This window comes from Microbacterium sp. 1S1, assembly GCF_008271365.1.
Classification (GTDB): domain Bacteria; phylum Actinomycetota; class Actinomycetes; order Actinomycetales; family Microbacteriaceae; genus Microbacterium.
The window spans coordinates 1,937,128-1,954,489 of the sequence record NZ_CP043430.1 but is presented as its reverse complement, the minus strand read 5'-3'; the positions used below and the strand labels follow the sequence as shown (position 1 = coordinate 1,954,489).

21 protein-coding genes and 1 pseudogene are annotated in these 17,362 nt (G+C 70.4%); 14 read left to right on the top strand and 8 right to left on the bottom strand.

Going from position 1 to position 17,362, the window contains the following annotated elements:
- The first annotated feature begins 122 nt into the window (after positions 1-122).
- On the top strand, positions 123-1,424 hold the full coding sequence (locus FY549_RS09505; RefSeq protein ID WP_410428262.1) for a DHA2 family efflux MFS transporter permease subunit: 1,302 nt from the start codon (positions 123-125) through the stop codon (positions 1,422-1,424).
- 30 nt (positions 1,425-1,454) lie between these two features.
- Here the strand turns inward: FY549_RS09505 and FY549_RS16510 are convergent, their stop codons facing one another.
- Entirely contained in the window at positions 1,455-1,601 is a 147-nt protein-coding gene (locus tag FY549_RS16510; RefSeq protein WP_187614847.1) for a hypothetical protein, read from the bottom strand.
- Between the two features lie 130 nt (positions 1,602-1,731).
- Here FY549_RS16510 and FY549_RS09500 point away from each other — a divergent pair, with 130 nt between their 5' ends.
- Together FY549_RS09500 and FY549_RS09495 are read left to right on the top strand one after the other, a co-directional pair.
- Positions 1,732-2,325 (top strand): carboxymuconolactone decarboxylase family protein, encoded by a 594-nt coding sequence (locus tag FY549_RS09500; RefSeq protein WP_149084816.1) that lies wholly within the window; start codon positions 1,732-1,734, stop codon positions 2,323-2,325.
- 23 nt (positions 2,326-2,348) lie between these two features.
- Positions 2,349-2,933 carry a 1-acyl-sn-glycerol-3-phosphate acyltransferase gene (locus FY549_RS09495; protein WP_149084815.1) on the top strand — a complete coding sequence of 195 codons (585 nt, stop codon included), beginning with the start codon at positions 2,349-2,351 and terminating at the stop codon, positions 2,931-2,933.
- A gap of 7 nt (positions 2,934-2,940) precedes the next feature.
- Here the strand turns inward: FY549_RS09495 and FY549_RS09490 are convergent, their stop codons facing one another.
- Positions 2,941-3,144, bottom strand: coding sequence for a hypothetical protein (locus tag FY549_RS09490; protein ID WP_149084814.1), 204 nt, complete (start codon positions 3,142-3,144; stop codon positions 2,941-2,943).
- An 81-nt stretch (positions 3,145-3,225) separates the two neighbouring features.
- Here FY549_RS09490 and FY549_RS09485 point away from each other — a divergent pair, with 81 nt between their 5' ends.
- Positions 3,226-3,783 carry a DUF6328 family protein gene (locus FY549_RS09485; RefSeq protein ID WP_149084813.1) on the top strand — a complete coding sequence of 186 codons (558 nt, stop codon included), beginning with the start codon at positions 3,226-3,228 and terminating at the stop codon, positions 3,781-3,783.
- Between the two features lie 21 nt (positions 3,784-3,804).
- Here the strand turns inward: FY549_RS09485 and FY549_RS09480 are convergent, their stop codons facing one another.
- Positions 3,805-4,365 carry a Dps family protein gene (locus FY549_RS09480; protein WP_149084812.1) on the bottom strand — a complete coding sequence of 187 codons (561 nt, stop codon included), beginning with the start codon at positions 4,363-4,365 and terminating at the stop codon, positions 3,805-3,807.
- Positions 4,366-4,484: 119 nt separating this feature from the next.
- On the opposite strand from FY549_RS09480, the gene FY549_RS09475 reads away from it, so the two are divergent.
- Positions 4,485-4,973: a GNAT family N-acetyltransferase gene (locus tag FY549_RS09475; RefSeq protein ID WP_187614846.1), complete on the top strand. Its 489-nt coding sequence runs from the start codon at positions 4,485-4,487 to the stop codon at positions 4,971-4,973.
- 107 nt (positions 4,974-5,080) lie between these two features.
- A complete protein-coding gene (locus tag FY549_RS09470) occupies positions 5,081-5,380 on the top strand; it encodes a Fe-S cluster assembly protein HesB (RefSeq protein WP_085606619.1) in 300 nt (99 codons plus the stop codon).
- Between the two features lie 198 nt (positions 5,381-5,578).
- Here the strand turns inward: FY549_RS09470 and FY549_RS09465 are convergent, their stop codons facing one another.
- Together FY549_RS09465 and FY549_RS09460 are read right to left on the bottom strand one after the other, a co-directional pair.
- The gene (locus FY549_RS09465; protein WP_149084811.1) at positions 5,579-6,148 is read right to left on the bottom strand and encodes an alpha/beta fold hydrolase; all 570 of its coding nucleotides are present in this window, start codon (positions 6,146-6,148) and stop codon (positions 5,579-5,581) included.
- A 147-nt stretch (positions 6,149-6,295) separates the two neighbouring features.
- Positions 6,296-7,690, bottom strand: coding sequence for a M20/M25/M40 family metallo-hydrolase (locus tag FY549_RS09460; protein ID WP_149084810.1), 1,395 nt, complete (start codon positions 7,688-7,690; stop codon positions 6,296-6,298).
- A 203-nt stretch (positions 7,691-7,893) separates the two neighbouring features.
- Between FY549_RS09460 and FY549_RS09455 the strand changes: the two genes are divergently transcribed.
- The 6 genes and pseudogenes from FY549_RS09455 to FY549_RS09430 all read left to right on the top strand — a co-directional run bounded on the left by FY549_RS09455 (position 7,894) and on the right by FY549_RS09430 (position 13,438).
- Positions 7,894-8,775, top strand: a complete 882-nt coding sequence (locus FY549_RS09455; protein ID WP_085606628.1) for a manganese catalase family protein — start codon at positions 7,894-7,896, stop codon at positions 8,773-8,775.
- Between the two features lie 69 nt (positions 8,776-8,844).
- Positions 8,845-9,816, top strand: a pseudogene (locus FY549_RS09450) (SDR family oxidoreductase); the annotation flags it as partial.
- Positions 9,817-9,966: 150 nt separating this feature from the next.
- A complete protein-coding gene (locus tag FY549_RS09445) occupies positions 9,967-12,327 on the top strand; it encodes a glycoside hydrolase family 65 protein (RefSeq protein WP_149084808.1) in 2,361 nt (786 codons plus the stop codon).
- A gap of 84 nt (positions 12,328-12,411) precedes the next feature.
- The gene (locus FY549_RS09440) at positions 12,412-12,669 is read left to right on the top strand and encodes a hypothetical protein (protein ID WP_187614844.1); all 258 of its coding nucleotides are present in this window, start codon (positions 12,412-12,414) and stop codon (positions 12,667-12,669) included.
- Positions 12,666-13,157, top strand: a complete 492-nt coding sequence (locus FY549_RS09435) for a BLUF domain-containing protein (protein ID WP_200838711.1) — start codon at positions 12,666-12,668, stop codon at positions 13,155-13,157. The genes FY549_RS09440 and FY549_RS09435 overlap by 4 nt, the downstream gene beginning before the upstream one ends.
- Positions 13,154-13,438, top strand: a complete 285-nt coding sequence (locus tag FY549_RS09430; protein WP_149084807.1) for a hypothetical protein — start codon at positions 13,154-13,156, stop codon at positions 13,436-13,438. The genes FY549_RS09435 and FY549_RS09430 overlap by 4 nt, the downstream gene beginning before the upstream one ends.
- An 84-nt stretch (positions 13,439-13,522) precedes the next feature.
- Here the strand turns inward: FY549_RS09430 and FY549_RS09425 are convergent, their stop codons facing one another.
- Positions 13,523-14,209: a LysM peptidoglycan-binding domain-containing protein gene (locus FY549_RS09425; protein ID WP_149084806.1), complete on the bottom strand. Its 687-nt coding sequence runs from the start codon at positions 14,207-14,209 to the stop codon at positions 13,523-13,525.
- Positions 14,210-14,238: 29 nt separating this feature from the next.
- Positions 14,239-15,312, bottom strand: coding sequence for a redox-regulated ATPase YchF (gene ychF / locus FY549_RS09420; protein WP_149084805.1), 1,074 nt, complete (start codon positions 15,310-15,312; stop codon positions 14,239-14,241).
- Between the two features lie 76 nt (positions 15,313-15,388).
- Between ychF and FY549_RS09415 the strand changes: the two genes are divergently transcribed.
- On the top strand, positions 15,389-15,853 hold the full coding sequence (locus FY549_RS09415; RefSeq protein ID WP_149084804.1) for a hypothetical protein: 465 nt from the start codon (positions 15,389-15,391) through the stop codon (positions 15,851-15,853).
- A gap of 101 nt (positions 15,854-15,954) precedes the next feature.
- Here FY549_RS09415 and FY549_RS09410 read toward each other — a convergent pair whose 3' ends face one another.
- On the bottom strand, positions 15,955-16,695 hold the full coding sequence (locus tag FY549_RS09410) for a class I SAM-dependent methyltransferase (protein ID WP_149084803.1): 741 nt from the start codon (positions 16,693-16,695) through the stop codon (positions 15,955-15,957).
- 59 nt (positions 16,696-16,754) lie between these two features.
- Here FY549_RS09410 and FY549_RS09405 point away from each other — a divergent pair, with 59 nt between their 5' ends.
- Positions 16,755-17,348 (top strand): exonuclease domain-containing protein, encoded by a 594-nt coding sequence (locus FY549_RS09405; RefSeq protein ID WP_149084802.1) that lies wholly within the window; start codon positions 16,755-16,757, stop codon positions 17,346-17,348.
- Positions 17,349-17,362: the final 14 nt, after the last annotated feature.

Below are 17,362 nucleotides of genomic sequence, written 5' to 3'. Positions count from 1 at the left end.
CTGAAGGTTGCGCGCACGTTCCTCCCGTACATTGCTAGTTGCGGATCGATCTGCCGCGCCTGGGAAATCCACCCCGAGCGGCGCGGGGCGTATCGCCCGCTCCGCTAGCGAAATCCGCAGACATCGGTAAGATTTCTAGTAACGCGCGTGCCTTCATGCTCACCATGGCGGTGGTCATCCCGACCACCGGCTTCATCCTGCAGCGCTTCACGACCCGGCAGGTGTTCATCGCCGCGATGACCGCGTTCTCGCTCGGCACGCTCGTCGCGCTCGTCGCCCCCGGCTTCTCCGTGCTGCTCGTCGGTCGTGTGATCCAGGCGGCGGGCACCGGCATCATGATGCCGCTGTTGATGACGACGATCATGAACGTCGTCCCCGCGCAGTCCCGCGGGCGCATGATGGGCCGCGTCGGCCTCGTCATCTCGCTCGCGCCCGCGATCGGCCCGACGCTGGCCGGCGCCGTGCTCGACGCCTTCAACTGGCGCGCGCTGTTCGCGATCGTGCTGCCGATCGCGCTGATCTCGCTCGCCATGGGCGCGAAGTGGATGACGAACCTCGGCGAGACCCGCAAGGCCCCGCTGGACGTGCTGTCCATCCCGCTCGCGGCACTCGGCTTCGGCGGCATCGTGTTCGGCCTCAGCCAGTTCGGCGGCGAGGGCGGCTCGGGCGGCACGACCGGCATCATCGCTCTGGTCGTCGGCGCGATCTCGCTCGCCCTGTTCGTCTGGCGTCAGCTCGTGCTGCAGCGCGTGGACGACGCGCTGCTCGACCTGCGCGTGTTCCGCTCGGCGAACTTCTCGCTGGCCGTCATCATCATGACGATCCTGGCGCTGTCGATGTTCGGCACGCTCACGCTGCTGCCGCAGTACCTGCAGAACGTCGCCGGACTCAGCGCCCTGGAGTCGGGCCTCATCCTGCTCCCCGGTTCGGTGCTGATGGGCCTCCTCGGCCCGATCATGGGGCGCGTGTACGACGCGAAGGGCACCCGACCGCTGCTCATCCCGGGCACGATCCTCGTCTCGGCCTCGCTCTTCTTCTACTCGACGGTCGGCGAGCACACCGTGTGGTGGCTGCTGATCATCGTGCAGGCGGCCATGTCGGTCGGCCTCGCGATGTCGTTCACGCCGCTGTTCTCGTCGTCGCTGGGCTCGCTGCACCGTTCGCTGTACTCGCACGGCTCCGCGGTGCTGAACACGCTGCAGCAGGTCGGCGGGGCGGCCGGTGTCGCCCTGTTGACAGTGACCTATTCGGCGATCCTGCACGCCGGCGAGGATGAGGGACTGTCACGCGCCGTGGCCGGTGCCCCTGGCGCGCGGACGGCGTTCCTCATCGCGGCGATCATCTCGCTCGCGGCGGTCGCGCTCAGCCCGCTGGTGCGCAAGCCCGCCGACGACATCGGCGGGGCAGCGCACGGCGGTCACTGACCGCTCAGAGACACCGACGGCGTCTGCTGCTCATCGCTCCGTGGGGGCGGGGATGTGGCAGACGCCGTTGCTGCAGTAGCCGGCGGCATCGCCGTCGAGCAGCTCGATCCCACCCGGCAGCGGCTGCAGCCCGAGCGGCGCGTCCTGCCCGGTGTTCTCCTGCTTCGATTCGGTCATCCCTCGATCGTACGCCTGCAGGGGGCACCGGGCGCCGTCTGCCCTTCCCCGCGGTTCCGGCACGGCGTATCGTTCCCCGCAAGGCGGGCGCACGCTCCTCCTGCGCGCTCGGCCGAGACGAGGAGGCACCATGATCATCCATCCTCCCGAGCAGGCGACAGCCACCGGTCATGTCGCCGCGATGTACGAGAGCGACCTCGCCGACGACGGCATCGTGTTCGCGCACACCCGGGCCATGGCCGTGAATCCGGAGGCGCACGCCGCCTTCGAGTCGCTCGTCCACGCGATCGTCCCCTCGATCGGAGTCCGGGTGTACGAGGCCGCGACCCTCGGCGCGGCACGCGCCATCGGCTCCGCGCACTGTCTGCTCGCCCACGGACGACGGTCGCTGCGCGCCGGTATCGTCGACGAGCCCGGTCTCGCGGCCTTCGCCGACGGAGACGACCGCGCGTTCACGGAGCCGGAGCAGGCCGTGATCCGCTTCGCCACGCGCCTGTCGACCGACCCCGGCTCGATGACCGACGCGGACGCACAGGAACTCCGCGACGCGGGGTTCACCGACCGCCAGATCGTCGACATCACCCTGGCCGCAGCGGCACGCAACTACTTCAGCAGGGCGCTCCTCGCGCTCGCGGTTCCCGTCGAGGACGTCCCCGGCCTGACCCCTGGGCTTACCGCGGCGCTCGCACGGGTCGTCGCGACCCCGCCGCCAGGCGATCGATAGGCCGCTCCCCCTAACCTGGACGGATGCTCCGACGATTCCTCGCCCGCGTGTACTGGGCCGTCAGCCGGTGGACCCTCGTCGCCGACGCCGCGCCCACGCGGCCGACCGTCCTGATCGGCGCCCCGCACACGTCGAACTGGGACTTCGTCCTCATGCTCGCGATCGCGTGGCGCCTCGGCATCGACGTGCATTGGCTGGGGAAGAAGAGCCTGTTCCGCGGCTGGCGTGGACCGATCATGCGCGGGCTCGGCGGCATCCCTGTCGACCGGGCGGATCCGGCCCGCGTCGTCGGCGAGGTCGTCGACCAGGTGCACGCCGGGACCGTGTTCGGACTCGTCGTGACCCCCGACGGCACGCGCGGCGGCAACGAGTACTGGAAGAGCGGCTTCTACCGAATCGCACGCGCCACCGGAATGCCGGTCACCCTCGGCTTCGTGGACCGCTCCACCATGACCACGGGCCTGGGACCGACGATCGACCTCACCGGGGACGTGGCCGCGGACATGGACCGCATCCGCCGGTTCTACGGCGACAAGCACGGCGTCCGACCCGAGCGCCGCACCGAGCCTCGGCTGCGCGAGGAGACCGTCGAACGGCCGGAGGCCTGAACGCGCCTCACTCCTCGTCGGGCGCGTGGGCCCGCGCGTATGCCAGGTCGTCGTCGGACAGGGACTCGATCATCCCCACCACGGCTCCGGTGATCTCCCTGATCTCCTCGCGCACGTCTTCGTCGAGGTGCCGCGATCCGCTGCCGATCACGGCACGTCGGGCGTCGTCCGACAGCTCGGGCCACCATTCGTCGATCGGAGGCAGGGTCATCTCTCGTCCTTTCCTGGGGCACATCCGGACGACATCGCAAGGTCCTGGACAGCGGCGGAGCGTGCCCACGAGACTATCGCCATGACAGCAGAACCGCGCGGCGGTGCCGACGAGCGCGACGGCCGTGACGACGGCCGTGACGAGACCCCGAACGAACGTGCGGACCGCAACTGGGAGGAGCTGCTGCAGGAGCTGCGAGTCATGCAGACGGGCACGCAGATCCTCACGGGCTTCCTTCTGGCCGTGGCGTTCCAGCCACGCTTCACCGAGATGGACGAGTTCCAGCGCGACCTCTACGTCGTGCTGGTGGCGTTGGCCGCGGTCGCCACCATCCTCGCGCTCGCCCCGGTGGGGATCCACCGCGCCCTGTTCGGCAGTCGACTCAAGCCGGAACTCGTCCGCACGGCCGCCCGCCTCGTGAAGATCGACCTCTTCGTCATCGGGGCTCTCACGATCGGTGTCACGACCCTGATCGTCGACTTCACGGTCAGCCGGACCGCCGGGGTCGTCGCCCTCATCGCCTCGCTCGTGCTCGTCGTCGGATTGTGGATGGCGCTGCCCGGCCTGCTCCGACGCGCACGCTCGCGGGTGCCCTCCGACGAGGAACCGCCGCCCCCGTCTGCGCGAACGCGACGGTGACGGCGGTCGGAAAGTCCTCGATCAGCGGCCGGCGGGGCTGCGGTTCTCGGCGCTCACCATCCAGGCGAACTGCTCCAGGCGCTCGATGACGGCGTGCAGCAGATCGGCGGAGGTGGGGTCCTCCTCGTCGACCGCGTCATGCACGTCGCGCATCGTCCCGACCGCTGCCTCGAGGCGTGCGGTGACGAGGTCAATGGTTTCGGTCGTGGACACCTCACCGGTCGGGAACTCCGGCAGCGTGGTCGTCTTCGCGATCGTGGCGCTGCGCCCGTCGGGAACGGCGTGCAGGGCGCGCATCCGCTCCGCGATGGTGTCGCTGAACGTCCGGGCATCCTCGATGATCTCGTCGAGCTGACGGTGGGTGTCGCGGAAGTTCCGTCCGACGACGTTCCAGTGGGCCTGCTTGCCCTGCAGCGAGAGTTCGAGGAGGTCGACGAGAACGGCCTGCAGGTTCCCCGCGAGGGTCGGGGATGCGGTGAACCCCTTCTCCGCGTTCTGCTGGCGCGTGGTCTTGACGCCCGCCTTCGTCGCCTCGTTCGTGCTCTTCGAGCTGCCGGTCTTCTTGGTCTTCGTCTCTGCCATGGTGTGACCTCCTGCCGTCACGGTAGCCGCGTGGCACCGGGGATTCGAGGGGGTTGACACCCACCGGCCGCACCCGTGAACGTGAGGGAGGCGACAGTGCCGTGGAGAGAGGCGAGACAGTGGGAACAGCAGCGCAGGAGGATCGTTCCGAGGTGGTCATCGCACCGCTCACCGCGGCGGATGCCGGCGAGGTGCTGACGATCCAACGGGCGGCGTTCGTGTCCGAAGCGGCGATCTACGGCAGCGTCGACATGCCGCCGCTGACCCAGACCCTCGCGGAGATGGAGGCGGAGCTCAGCTCGGAAGGCGGGCTCGGCGCCCGGATCGACGGCCGCCTGGTCGGGGCCATCCGGTTCGTGGAGGACGACGATCTGCTCCTGATCGGACGGATCGCGATCGCCCCGGACATGCAGGGCGAAGGCATCGGACGAAAGCTCCTCGACGCGGCGGAGAAAAGTTCCGCCGCGCGGGAATCCGAGCTCTTCACCGGCAGCCTGAGCGAGGCGAACATCCGTCTCTACGAATCCTGCGGCTATGAGGAGCGCGAGCGCGTCCCGCAGGGTGACGGCACCGCCCAGGTGTTCCTCCGCAAGCGGCTGCGAGGCTAAAGGCACCACCCCCGTGGGCGCAAGGGGGTCGAGACGATCCGGACGGTCGGGCATCGTAGCCCGGACATGTCGCGACCGCGTCATGTCCCAACCGGAAAGGAGAGCTCATGCTCACCCTCACCGACAACGCCACCGCCATCGTCTCGACCCTCGTGAGTCGGCAGAACGACGCGCCGGCCGCGGGGCTGCGCATCCACACCGCCGAGGCGCAGGACGACTCGGGCGCGGCCCGGCTCGCCGTCGCCGTGACCGCCGATCCGGAGCCCGCGGACCAGGTCGTCGAGCTGTCCGGCACTCGCCTGTTCCTCGACGAGGCCGCGGCCTCCGCCCTGGATGACAAGGTCCTCGACGCGGGCGTGGACGACGAGGGCTCCGTGTCCTTCGCGGTCCTCCCCCAGGTCGCCTGAGACGACGGACTTCGGACGCCGCGGCCCCCCCCGGCCGCGGCGTCCTGCCGTCTCCGAGCACGGTCTGACACGCAGTCCCTGACCCGACCGGGCTCCACCGGGATCATCTACACGATGTTCGTGCTCGACGGCGACGCCGTCACGCAGATCATGGTCCCTGCGAACGACTTCAGCGACCTCTGACCCGCAGTGCCACCCTCAGTCCCAGTCGAGGTACTCTTCGAGCACGACGGCCGTCTCGATCGGGTGCGTCATCGGGAACAGGTGGTCGCCGCCGTCGACGACCTTGATGCTGGCGCGCTCCGGAGCCGTGGCGCGCAGGCTCTCGGCGTTCGCCGGCGGGGTGACCGCGTCGGCCGTGCCCTGGATCAGCAGCACCGGGATCACCGGGGCGAGGGGCGTCTCCACGTCTTCGACGCCGAGCAGCGCGAGACCGTTCACGCGCTCCGGATGAGCCAGCGCGAAGGACCGGGCGATCGTGCCGCCGAAGCCGTGTCCGCCGATCCACGTGTCGCCGAGGCCGATGTGGTCGATGACGGCGAGCGCGTCCGCGACGCGGTCCTCGATCGAGATGTCGGCGTCGTCGGATCGATGGCCGATCCGCACCACGTGGAAGCCGGCCTCCTCGGCCAGGTAGTGACCCACCACTCCAAGCACGTCGGCGGCGAGGCCGCGCTCCTGGATGAGCACCAGCTTGACCGGGCCGTCACCCTCGTCGACGAAGGGGATCGCGCGGCCGTCGGGCTCGAAGATCTGGGTGTCGGTCATCGGCGTCGTTCTCCTCAAGCCGTCGGTGTCAGGTTCGCGGGCGCCGTCCGCTCCGGGCTCCTGCGACCGGGCACCGGGCGGTGACGCCTGCGTCCAGCGTAGCCCGCCGGGGGACGAGCCTCCTCCTCGCATCCCCCGGCGGAGTCTTCAGGCGGCGGCGAGCTCGCGCCACAGATGCGCGAGGGTCGCGGCGCCGCGGACGAGCATCCTCAGATCGATGCTCTCGTCGCTCGCATGCCAGTGGTCCTCCGGCAGCCCCGTGCCGAGAAAGATCACCGGAACTCCCAGCTCCTCGGACAGCAGATCGGCCGGCCCTCCCCCGGCGTTGCCCATCCGCCCCTGCACGGCTCGACCGTAGCCGCGGGCGAGAGCGCGCTCGAGGGCATCCCGCATCGGGCCGGGAGGCGAGACGTACGGCTCCTGCGCGATGTCCTCGTCCACCTCGAGGCGGTACGCCGCCTCCGTCGGCATGACCTCGGCGATGAAGGCACGGAGCAGATCGGCGACGTCGTGGTTGCGCTGACCCGACACCGTCCGGATGCTCAGCGACGCCATGGCCTCCCTCGGGATGACGGAGCGCTCGATGCCCTCCGGGTCCCCCGCGAGCAGCGAGATCACCTCGATGGCGGGGCGCTCCCAGAGACGCTCTTTCGGCGTGTAGCCCGGCTCCCCCACGATCACCCTGGTCTCCGTACGTCGTGTCCAGTCCTCCGGATCGAAGGGCAGGGCCTCCAGGTCCGCTGCGCGCTCATCGCTGATCGGCGCGACCTCGTCGTAGAACCCGGGGACCGCGATGCGTCCCTCCTCGTCGTGCAGCCGTGCGAGCACACGAGACAGCACGAGCGCCGGGTTCACGGTCACTCCCGAGGCGGCGCCGCTGTGCACGTCGCGGTCGGGGCCCTGGACCGTGAGCGTCGCCGTCAGGGTGCCCCGCATCGAGGTGACCGGGGCCGGGGAGTCGACCTGCCACTGCAGGGTGTCCGAGAACACGACCAGGTCGCACGCGAACCGTGCGGGGTCTCCCTCCAGCACGCCTTTGAGGTGGGGCGAACCGATCTCCTCCTCACCGTCGATGAGCAGCTTGAGGTTCACGCCGGCGCCGGGTCCGTCCACGGCCTCGAGCGCTCGCTGCGCCCACACGTGCGCGAGAGCCTGCCCCTTCGCGTCCGACGCACCGCGACCGTACAGGCGCCCGTCGCGGAGCACCGGCGTGAACGGCGCCGTCTCGCTCCATTCCTCCGGCTTCGCGTGACGCACATCGTGATGGGTGTAGACGAGGACCGTGGGAGCGTCGGCCGTCACCCAGCGCTCGGCGAACACGGTCACGGCTTCTCCCGCCGGCAGCAGCGCGGTCGTGAAGCCCGCGTCGCGCAGCTCGCCGGCGATCCAGTGCGCGGACCGCACGCCGTCCATACGGCGGTCGGGGTCGGCCGACACGGACGGGATCTCGACCCACGCGGACAGCCGCTCCACCACCTCGTCCAGCGAGGCGCGGAGGAAGGCACCGATCGCGTCGTGGTCTGCCGCCGTCTCCTCCGCCATGTCGCCCACCCTGCCCGGACGGCGACGGAAACGGGCGGGGGTTGACGGCGCAGAGCAGAAGCCGCTACCGGTGAGCGGGCCGCGTGGCCGCGGTGCGGCCGGGAGGGATTGTCCCAGGCGGACCCGGGTTTGGAAAGGCCCTGAGTGGATCGGCCGCCCCGGCGTTGCATGGCCAGCCCATCCCCAGAAGAGAAAGGCTCGATATGTTCTTCCATCGACAGGAGCTCCAATTCTCGGCCACGCCCGAGGCCCCGGACGCGGTCTACGCCCGCAAGCTGCAAGAGGTGCTCGGCGGGCAGTACGGCGAGATCACCGTCGCGCTGCAATATCAGTTCCAGGCGTGGAACATGCACATCCCGGGCAAGTACCGCGACCTCGTCTTCGGAATCGGAGCCGAGGAGATGGGCCACGTCGAGATGCTGGCCGTGATGATCGCGCAGCTCCTCGAGAAGTCGCCGCTCGGTATCACGGAGGACGCCGTGCAGGACGACCCGACGGTCGCCGCCATCGTGGGCGGAACCGACGTGCAGCAGGGCATCGTCGCTGGCGCGGGCGCCCGCCCGGTCGACAGCAACGGCAACCCGTGGCAGGGCTCGTACATCACGGCGAGCGGCAACCTGCTGGCCGACTTCATGGCCAACGCCAATGCCGAGATGCAGGGCAGGGTGCAGGTCGCGCGGCTCTACCACATGACCGACGACCACGGCGTGCGGGACCTCCTGAGCTTCCTGCTCGCTCGCGACACCATGCATCAGAACCAGTGGCTCGCCGCCGCGGAGGAGCTCAAGGCCGAGGGCGCCGAGAAGCTGCCCGTGCCCAGCAACTTCCCGCTGTCCAAGGAGCACCGAGACGTGTCGTACCAGTACCTCAACTTCAGCGACGGTCCTGCTGCCGCTGAAGGCACGTGGGCATCCGGCCCCACGCCGGACGGACACGGCGAGTTCAGCTACCACGAGGGCCCGACCACCACGGCCGAGATGCCTCCGCCCACCCACCCCGACGCGCGTTTCTACGGCACCACCGAGCTGCCGAACGTCGTGGAGAAGGTGGCAGGCGCCGCGCAGGACGCGCTCCACAAGGAGTGAGATGCGGGCACGGCTCATCCGGACGGGGGGGGCGGCGCGCACCCCGCGCGACGCCCGCCCCTCGACGCGCAGGTGGTGGTGATCACCGGCGGCTCCCGAGGCATCGGCCGGGAGGCCGCCGCCGCCTTCGCGCGAGCCGGTGCCTCCGTGGTCCTCCTCGCCCGCGGGGAAGCGGCGCTGGCCGAGACGGTGGAGGAGATCGCGGCGGAGGGCGGCGACGTCCGGGGCGTCGTGTGCGACGTCTCCGACCGCCGGGCGGTCCAGCAGGCCGTCGACCGGGTCGAGCATGAGTTCGGTCGGATCGACACCTGGGTCGGCAACGCGGGTGTGCTCCTCTACGCCCCGCTCGCCGACACCACCCCCGAGGAGTTCCGTCGGATCCTCGACATCAACGTCGTCGGACAGCTCAACGGCATCCAGGCGGCACTCCCGGCACTTCGCCGCTCGGGCGGCAGCATCATCGTCGTGAGCTCGGCCGAGGCGATCGTCGCGATGCCGCTGCACGGTGCCTATGCCGCCTCGAAGCACGCGGTGGAAGGGGCGGTCGACGCCCTCCGTCGCGAGCTGCGCGCTGAGCGAGCGCCCGTCACGATCACCGTCATCCGCCCGGCCGTCATCGACACGCCGATCTATCGCCATGCCCGCAGCCGGATGACGTATCGGCCGAGCGGACCGCACCCCCACTACCGGGCCCGGTCGGTCGCGCAGGCCATCGTCTACGCCGCGCGGCGTCCCGCCCGCACCATCCATGTCGGCGGTGGCGCGCTCCTGCTCACTGGCGTCCAACGAGTGGCTCCCGGCCTGCTCGATGCCACCCTCGGTCGTTTCGGCCCGAGAATGATGCGCACGGCCGAGGACGCGCCGGCGCAGTTCGGGAACCTCGTCGGCCCACTCCGGGACACCGAGCAGCGCGGCGGGCTGCCGCACCGCGGACGCGGGAGCGTCACCACGTGGTTGCGCGTGCACCCGGGCTGGCGCACCGCGGTGATCGTGGCGGTCCTGGGCGTGGTGCTGCTCCCCTCGCGTGGCGTGCGTCGCTGACCGCCTACCCGACCGCATCGGCACGGCGCAACTCCCTCGCGACGAGGGAACGGCACGGATACCGTCGACGCAACCGGAAGAAGGGATCCACATGCGCCTCGGCCTCCTCGCCCCCTCCCCCGACGTCCGCCGCGAGGCCAGGACGAATCGATGACGGCGCGCTTCACCGTCGAGCCCTGGGCCGTCGGCATCGACAGCCTCGACCCCGCCCATCTCGCACAGGAGGAGTCGGTCTTCGGGCTCTCCAACGGTCACGTCGGCTGGCGCGGCAACCTCGACGAAGGGGATCCGCGCGGTGTCGCAGGAAGCTACCTCAACGGGGTCTTCGAGGATCATCCGATGCCGTACGCGGAAGACGGCTACGGCTATCCGGAGACGGGCCAGGCGGTGATCAACGTCCCGAACGGGCAGCTCATCCGCCTGCTCGTCGGCGATGAGCCGTTCGACGTCGAACACGGGACTGTACACGCGCACACCCGCCGTCTCGATCTTCGCGCGGGCACGCTGCACCGGGAGGTGGACTGGGAGTCGGCGGAGGGGCGGCGCGCGCACATCGCCTCGACCCGCCTGGTGTCGCTCGAACACCGGTCCCTGGCCGCCGTGCGCTACCGCGTGACGGCAGTCGGCGGCCCGCTCGCGGTCACCGTGCTGTCCGAGGTGCTCGCGAACGAACCACTGCCCACCTCGCACGACGACCCGCGGGTCCAGGATCTCCTCGCTCGACCGCTGGAGGCGGTGGACGCGACCGTCCTCGGCTCGCGGACTACGCTGCAGCACCGGACCCGTCGCAGCGGGCTGCAGCTCGCCGTGAGCGCGGATCACCTCGTGCGCACGACGGGGGCCGACGTGCCCCAGGTGTCCGTCGAGGCGGACGGCGACCTGTCGCGCACCCGCATCCGCGTGGACCTCGCCGCCGGGGAGGAGCTGGAGATCGTCAAGCTCGTCGGTCACGAGTGGTCGGGCTCTCTCTCCGCGCAGACCCTGCGGGACCGCGCGGAGGAAGCCGTGGAGGAAGCCGCCCGCCTGGGCTGGGACGCCCTGGTCGAAGGGCAGCGCGCGGTCCTCGATCGCTACTGGGAGTGCGGCGACGTCCGCATCGACGGCGATGCGCGTCTGCAGCAGGCCGTGCGCTTCGCCCTGTTCCAGATGTTCCAGGCGTCGGCGCGCGCCGAGGCTCGATCCGTGCCGGGCAAGGGTCTCACCGGCTCCGGCTATGAGGGCCACACGTTCTGGGACTTCGAGGCGTTCGTGCTCCCCGTGCTCACCTCGACCGCCCCCGATGCCGCGCTCCAGGCGCTGCGCTGGCGCCACGCGACGCTCGATCGTGCCAGGGAGCGGGCGCGCACTCTCGGCCTCCGCGGCGCGTCCTTCGCCTGGCGCACGATCGACGGGCGGGAGAGCTCCGGATACTGGCCGGCGAGCACGGCGGCCTTCCATATCAACGCCGCCGTGGCCGGAGCCGTGATGCACTACGTCCGAGCCACCGGCGACCACGGCTTCGAGCGGGAGGCGGGCGCCGAGATGCTCGTCGAGACCGCGCGACTCTGGCTGTCCCTCGGGCGATGGGACGACGACGGCGGGTTCCACCTCGACGGCGTCACCGGTCCGGATGAGTACACCGCGGTCGTCGACGACAACGTGTACACCAACCTCTCCGCGCGCCGGAACCTCAGAGGGGCGGTCGCCGTCGCACGACGGCATCCGGACATCGCCGCGGGCCTCGGAGTCGACGACGACGAGATCGCCGCATGGGAGTCCGCCGCCGAGGCCATGACCGTGCTCTACGACGAGAAGCGGCAGGTGCACCCCCAGTCAGCGGGCTTCACCTCTCGCGCCCGGTGGGACTTCGACTCCACCGGACCCGACGAGTATCCGCTGCACAGCCACTTCCCCTACTTCGACCTCTACCGCAAGCAGGTGCTGAAGCAGGCGGATCTCGTCCTCGCGCTCTACACGGCCCACGAGGAGTTCACGTGGGAGGAGAAGGCCCGAGCGTTCGCCTACTACGACGCCCTCACCGTGCGCGACTCCTCGCTGTCTGCGGCGGCGCAGGCTGTGATCGCCGCCGAGGTCGGCCATCTCGAGCTGGCGTCGGCGTACCTGGCGGAACTCGCGGCCCTCGACCTGGACGACTTGCACGGCAACACCGAAGAGGGCCTGCACATCGCCGCCCTGGCCGGCATCTGGACCGCCGTGACAGCCGGGTACGGAGGCATGCGGGAGGGCGACCAGGGCCTGTCGTTCCGACCGCAGCTTCCGGAGGGCCTCACCCGCCTCACGTTCGGGGTTCGACTGCACGGCCGCATCCTGCACGTCGACATCACGCCCGCGGAGACGACCTACCGTCTGAGCGCCGGCGAGCCGCTGACGATCCGGCACGCCGGCGACGAGCTCGTCCTGCACGCCGGAGTCCCGGTCCGCGTGCCGACGCCCGCGCGTGTGGAGCCGCTCACTCCGGCCCCGGTGCCGCCGCGCTGGCGGGAGCCGGGCCGTCCGCGCGCCGGCGACTGAGGCGGCGTTCGGCGCGTGTGCCATATCGAGGCGGGTCAGCGCAAGGCCCGTGGCGATGTCGGCCCGCCGCCGTAGGGTTGTGGCGTGCCTGATTCCCCCCACCCCGCATCGGATGTCCTCTGGGCGTGCGTCGAGGACGGCTTCCACGTCGGAAGCCGCGGCGGAGACTTCCTCGGCTACGTCGACCGTCAGCCCGACGGCCGCTTCGCCGCGTTCTCCGCGTCCGCGCAGCCGCTCGGTCTGCACGCCACGTTGAGCGAAGCGACCACGGAGGTCGTCGCCCACGCCGGCCCCTCGGAGGGCGATGCCGCCCTCGGTACTCCGGAGCTGGTGCAGGGGTGACGTCGACCACGGCCGACGGGCTGCTCCGCCTCGTCTACACGAGCACGGCGGCGCAGCCGTTCCGCGAGACCGCCCTTGAGCAGCTCTTGGAGCAGTGCCGGCGGTCCAACGCGGCCCACGACATCACGGGGCTGCTCCTGTTCCGTCAGGGCCGCTTCCTCCAGGTGCTCGAAGGACCGGTCGCGGCCGTGCGTCGACTCGTCGACACCATCGCCGACGACCCGCGCCACGACGCGATGCGCATCCTCCTGGAGACGCCGATCATCACCCGACTCTTCTCGGACTGGTCGATGGGCTACCGCTCGTTCCGCACGGCGACCACGGCAGCACCCACGGGCTTCCGCGACTCCTTCGACGACCTCGCCGAGGGCGCAGACTCCTCCACCATGGAGCGCGCCCTGTTCGAGCTCACGCTCTGGTTCCGCACCCGCGCCGGCGCTGCGGCCCCGATCACGGTCGAGAGTGCCGCGGGCTCGCTCCGCGTATGAACGAGCCCGCGGGCGGACGGGAGCCGTCACTCATCCAGCAGCGCATGGCGCTGGAGCGGCGGCGGAACTGGGGTGTCTACACGATCGTCTTCTCGTCGGTGATGACCATCGGCTGGATCGTGGCGTTCCTCCTCGATGCGCCCGCAGGACTGTGGCGAGTTCTCAGCGTCATCGTGTTCGCGGCGGGGATCATCGTCGGGATCGTCGAGACCCGCCGTGCGAGAAGCGCGCTTCGCGAGTTCGAAGACCGGAACGGCCCGGACGCCGGCGTGCGGCACTAGTCCCCGTCAGTCGCCAGCACCGGCCGCTCTGTCAGGCGTACGACGCGACATCGAGACCCCGACTCGGCGGCCGCCCCGGCAGACTCATGAGAAGAGCTGCCGCAGCGCGTCGGGGTCCCCTGCGTCGACCACCTTCTGGATGGCGTCGATGGTCTCGGGGTCCGTGAACATGCTCGACAGGGTCTCGTTCCAGATCCTGCGGACGGTCTCGATCTCGCCCGCGTCGACCGCGAGACCCGCAGCCGTCATGGCGTTCTGGTAAGGGATCTGGGCGAACCCCGCCTCGGCGTCGAGCGGGCTGAAGTACGGCACCCAGGGCGTGTCCGGATCCGGCGTCAGCCACAGCACCTGCCCCGGGAAGAGGTCTCGCACGTGATTCAGTGACGCGAGGGACGGGTACGCGCAGAGCCGTTCGGCGATCACGGCCTCGACGTCGCCGGGTGCGACGGTATAGCTCACGGCATGGCCGTCGTCATCGAGGGTCACGTCTCCGCGCGCGAACTCCCTGGAGCCGAGGTCGACGAGCGGCTGCCGACGCTCCCACCGCCAGTCGTCGGTGTAACTGACCACCTCGGACATCCGCACGCAGCGGTCCGTCGGCGTCGGCTCGGGTGTGACGGCGGCCTCCGTCTCGACCCGGGTCTCGGTCTCGACGGTCGCCGAGGGAGAAGGCGGAGGCGGTCCGGGCGTATCCGCCGTGCAACCGGCGAGGAGGACCATCGCCATCGCGACGGCCGCGAGCGTCGCCGTCCGTCGTGTCGATCGAGACATCGCCCGCCTTCCGGTAAGCCGGAACGCTATCAGTTGTTGAAGCGGAACTCCACGACGTCGCCGTCCTGCATGACGTAGTCCTTGCCCTCGAGGCGCGCCTTGCCCTTGGCACGGGCTTCCTGCACGGACCCGGTCTCGACGAGGTCGTCGAACGACACGATCTCGGCCTTGATGAAGCCCTTCTCGAAGTCGGTGTGGATGACACCGGCAGCCTGCGGGGCCTTCCAGCCCTTGCCGATCGTCCAGGCCCGCGCCTCCTTGGGACCCGCGGTGAGGTAGGTCTGCAGGCCGAGCGTGTCGAACCCGATGCGGGCGAGCTGGTCGAGACCCGACTCGTCCTGTCCCGTCGAGGCGAGGAGTTCGGCGGCGTCCTCCGCGTCGAGGTCCTTGAGCTCGGACTCGATCTTCGCGTCGAGGAAGATCGCCTGCGCCGGTGCGACGAGGGCGGCGAGCTCGGCCTTGCGGGCGTCGTCGGTGAGCACTGACTCGTCGACGTTGAAGACGAAGATGACGGGCTTGACCGTCAGAAGCCCGAGTTCGCGGATCGGGTCGAGGTCGAGGCCGCTGGTGGAGAGCAGGATCCCGCGCTCCAGCGCGTCCTTGGCGGCCTTCGCCGCTTCCAGGACCGACGGGTCGATCTTCTTCCCTCGGACCTCCTTCTCGTACCGCGTGATCGCCTTCTCGACGGTCTGCAGGTCGGCGAGCATGAGCTCCGCGTTGATGGTCTCCATGTCGGACGCCGGGTTCACGGCACCGTCCACGTGCACGACGTCGTCGTCGGAGAACCCGCGCACGACCTGGGCGATGGCGTCGGCCTCACGAATGTTCGCGAGGAACTGGTTGCCCAGGCCCTCCCCCTCACTCGCCCCGCGGACGATGCCGGCGATGTCGACGAACGACACGGCGGCGGGCAGGATGCGCTCGCTCCCGAAGATCTCCGCGAGCTTGTCGAGTCGCGGGTCGGGCAGGTTCACCACGCCGACATTCGGCTCGATCGTCGCGAACGGGTAGTTCGCGGCGAGCACGTCGTTCTTGGTGAGAGCGTTGAAGAGGGTGGACTTGCCGACGTTGGGCAGGCCGACGATTCCGATAGTGAGAGCCACGGGGTACGAGTCTACCCGCGGCATTCTCCTGCGTGTCCGCGAATGGTGCCGCACGCCGCACCAATAGGATCTGCCTATGCGCAAGAAAGCTGCTCTCGCGGCGGCGGCCGTCCTCCTCATCCTGACCGGATGCACGACGAACCCGTCGGGCGATTCCCCGACTCCGACGCGATCGCCGAGCGCGGCCCCCGTCGTACCGGCGACTTCGAGCCCGTCTCCGGCCCCTGTCTCCTCGCCCGCGCCGGAACAACCGGAAAGCGGAAGCCTCACGGACACGGTGCTCGTCGATCTGTGCATCGAGAAGACGACCGGAGACCACGGCGGTTCGCCCGAGTTCCGACGGGAGCAGGCGACCGTGGAGGCCATCGACGCCGACCCGCCGTGGTTGGTCATCGTGCCGGTAACGTCGCAGATCGGCGACGCCATCTCGTACTGCACCATCGGTGGCACCCAGGCTGCGCCCGTCTTCGAACTCCACGGCGCGGCCGCAGCGTCGATGGAACCCGAGATCAGGACGTGGGCAGGGGCCCCTGCGGAGTAGAACGCGACCTTCCCTCCCCCGCGTCCCCTCGCGCGCACAGGCGAGCCCGCGAGATCAGGCGGTTGCGCGCGAAATGGGCCTGATGCGGCGCGGATGTCTGTTCAGCCGCGGGCCGCGCGGAACGCCCTCGTCACGTACGGCACCTCGATCACGGCGTCCCCCTGCAGGCCGAGCTCGTCGAACAGCGCGTCCATGTCGCGGCGGATCCGCGCCTTCTCAGCGTCGTCCGCCGTGATCACGGCACTGCGGGAGGCGGCCATGCGGTGCAGGAGCTCCCGCGTCATCGGGCGCGACCACTCCCAGCGCTCCTGTGCCAGGGGGCCGAACGGCTCCGCCACGACGGGGTCGCCCTCCGCCAGCATGATCTCGGCGTTGCTGCCGTGCATGATGTCGGTGAGCCGTCGCACCCAGTCCACCCGCTCATCGCGGAGGTTCCAGATGAGCCCCAGCACACCGCCCTGCCGCAGCGCACGACCGATCTCCGCCGAGGCGGCGATGGGCTCGACCCAGTGCCACGCCTGACCGAGCACGACGGCGTCCACGCTGGCGTCCGGCAGCGGCAGCGCTTCGGCTGTCCCGACGAATGTGGGCACTCCGGGAACGGCCTCGCGCAGGGCGGCGAGCATCGCGGGGTCGGGATCGATCGCCACGACCTCGGCATCCGCGGCGCCGACGAGCGCCCGCGTGAGCTTGCCCGTGCCCGCGCCGACGTCAGCGACGCGACGCGCGCCATCCGCCATCGGTTCGAGCATCCACGCGACCGCCTCGAAGGGGTACTCGGGTCGCCCGGCCTCGTAGCTTCCGGCCGCCGCACCGAAGGACCTCGCGAGTTCGTCCGCCATGTCGCCAGCATACGGCGAGCCTGCACGGCGACGTCGGAGGCCCGGGAGAGAGTGAACACGTGCCACTGGACTTCACTGCGATCGACTTCGAGACCGCGAACTCCAGCCCGGCCTCCGCGTGCTCCGTCGGACTCGTGCGGGTGCGGGACGGGGAGGTCGTCGCCACGGCGAACTGGCTGATCCAGCCGCCGCCCGGTCACGACGAGTTCCAGGAGTGGAACGTCCGCATCCACGGCATCCGGCCAGAGCAGGTGCTGTCTGCGGCCACCTGGGTCGATCAGTTCGACCGCCTCTGCGCCTTCGCCGGTGCCGATGTGCTCGTCGCCCACAATGCGGGATTCGACCTGAACGTGCTGCGTCGCGCGACCGAGGTCTCGGGCCAGATCTGCCCGCCGTACCGTTCGCTGTGCAGCCTGCAGGTGGCGCGGAAGACCTATCAGCTCGACTCGTACCGTCTTCCGCTCGCCGCGGCCGCCGCCGGCTACGCGGAGTTCGCGCATCACGACGCGCTGGCGGACGCGCTGGCCTGCGCCCAGATCATCGTGGACGCGGCCGCCCGCGCGCGTGCCTCCGACGTTTTCGGCCTTGCCGACGCCCTCGGCCTGCGGGTGACGGAGCCGGCGATGCCCGCGCTGGAGCGCGCCGTCGCCTAAGCCCGGCCGCGTCC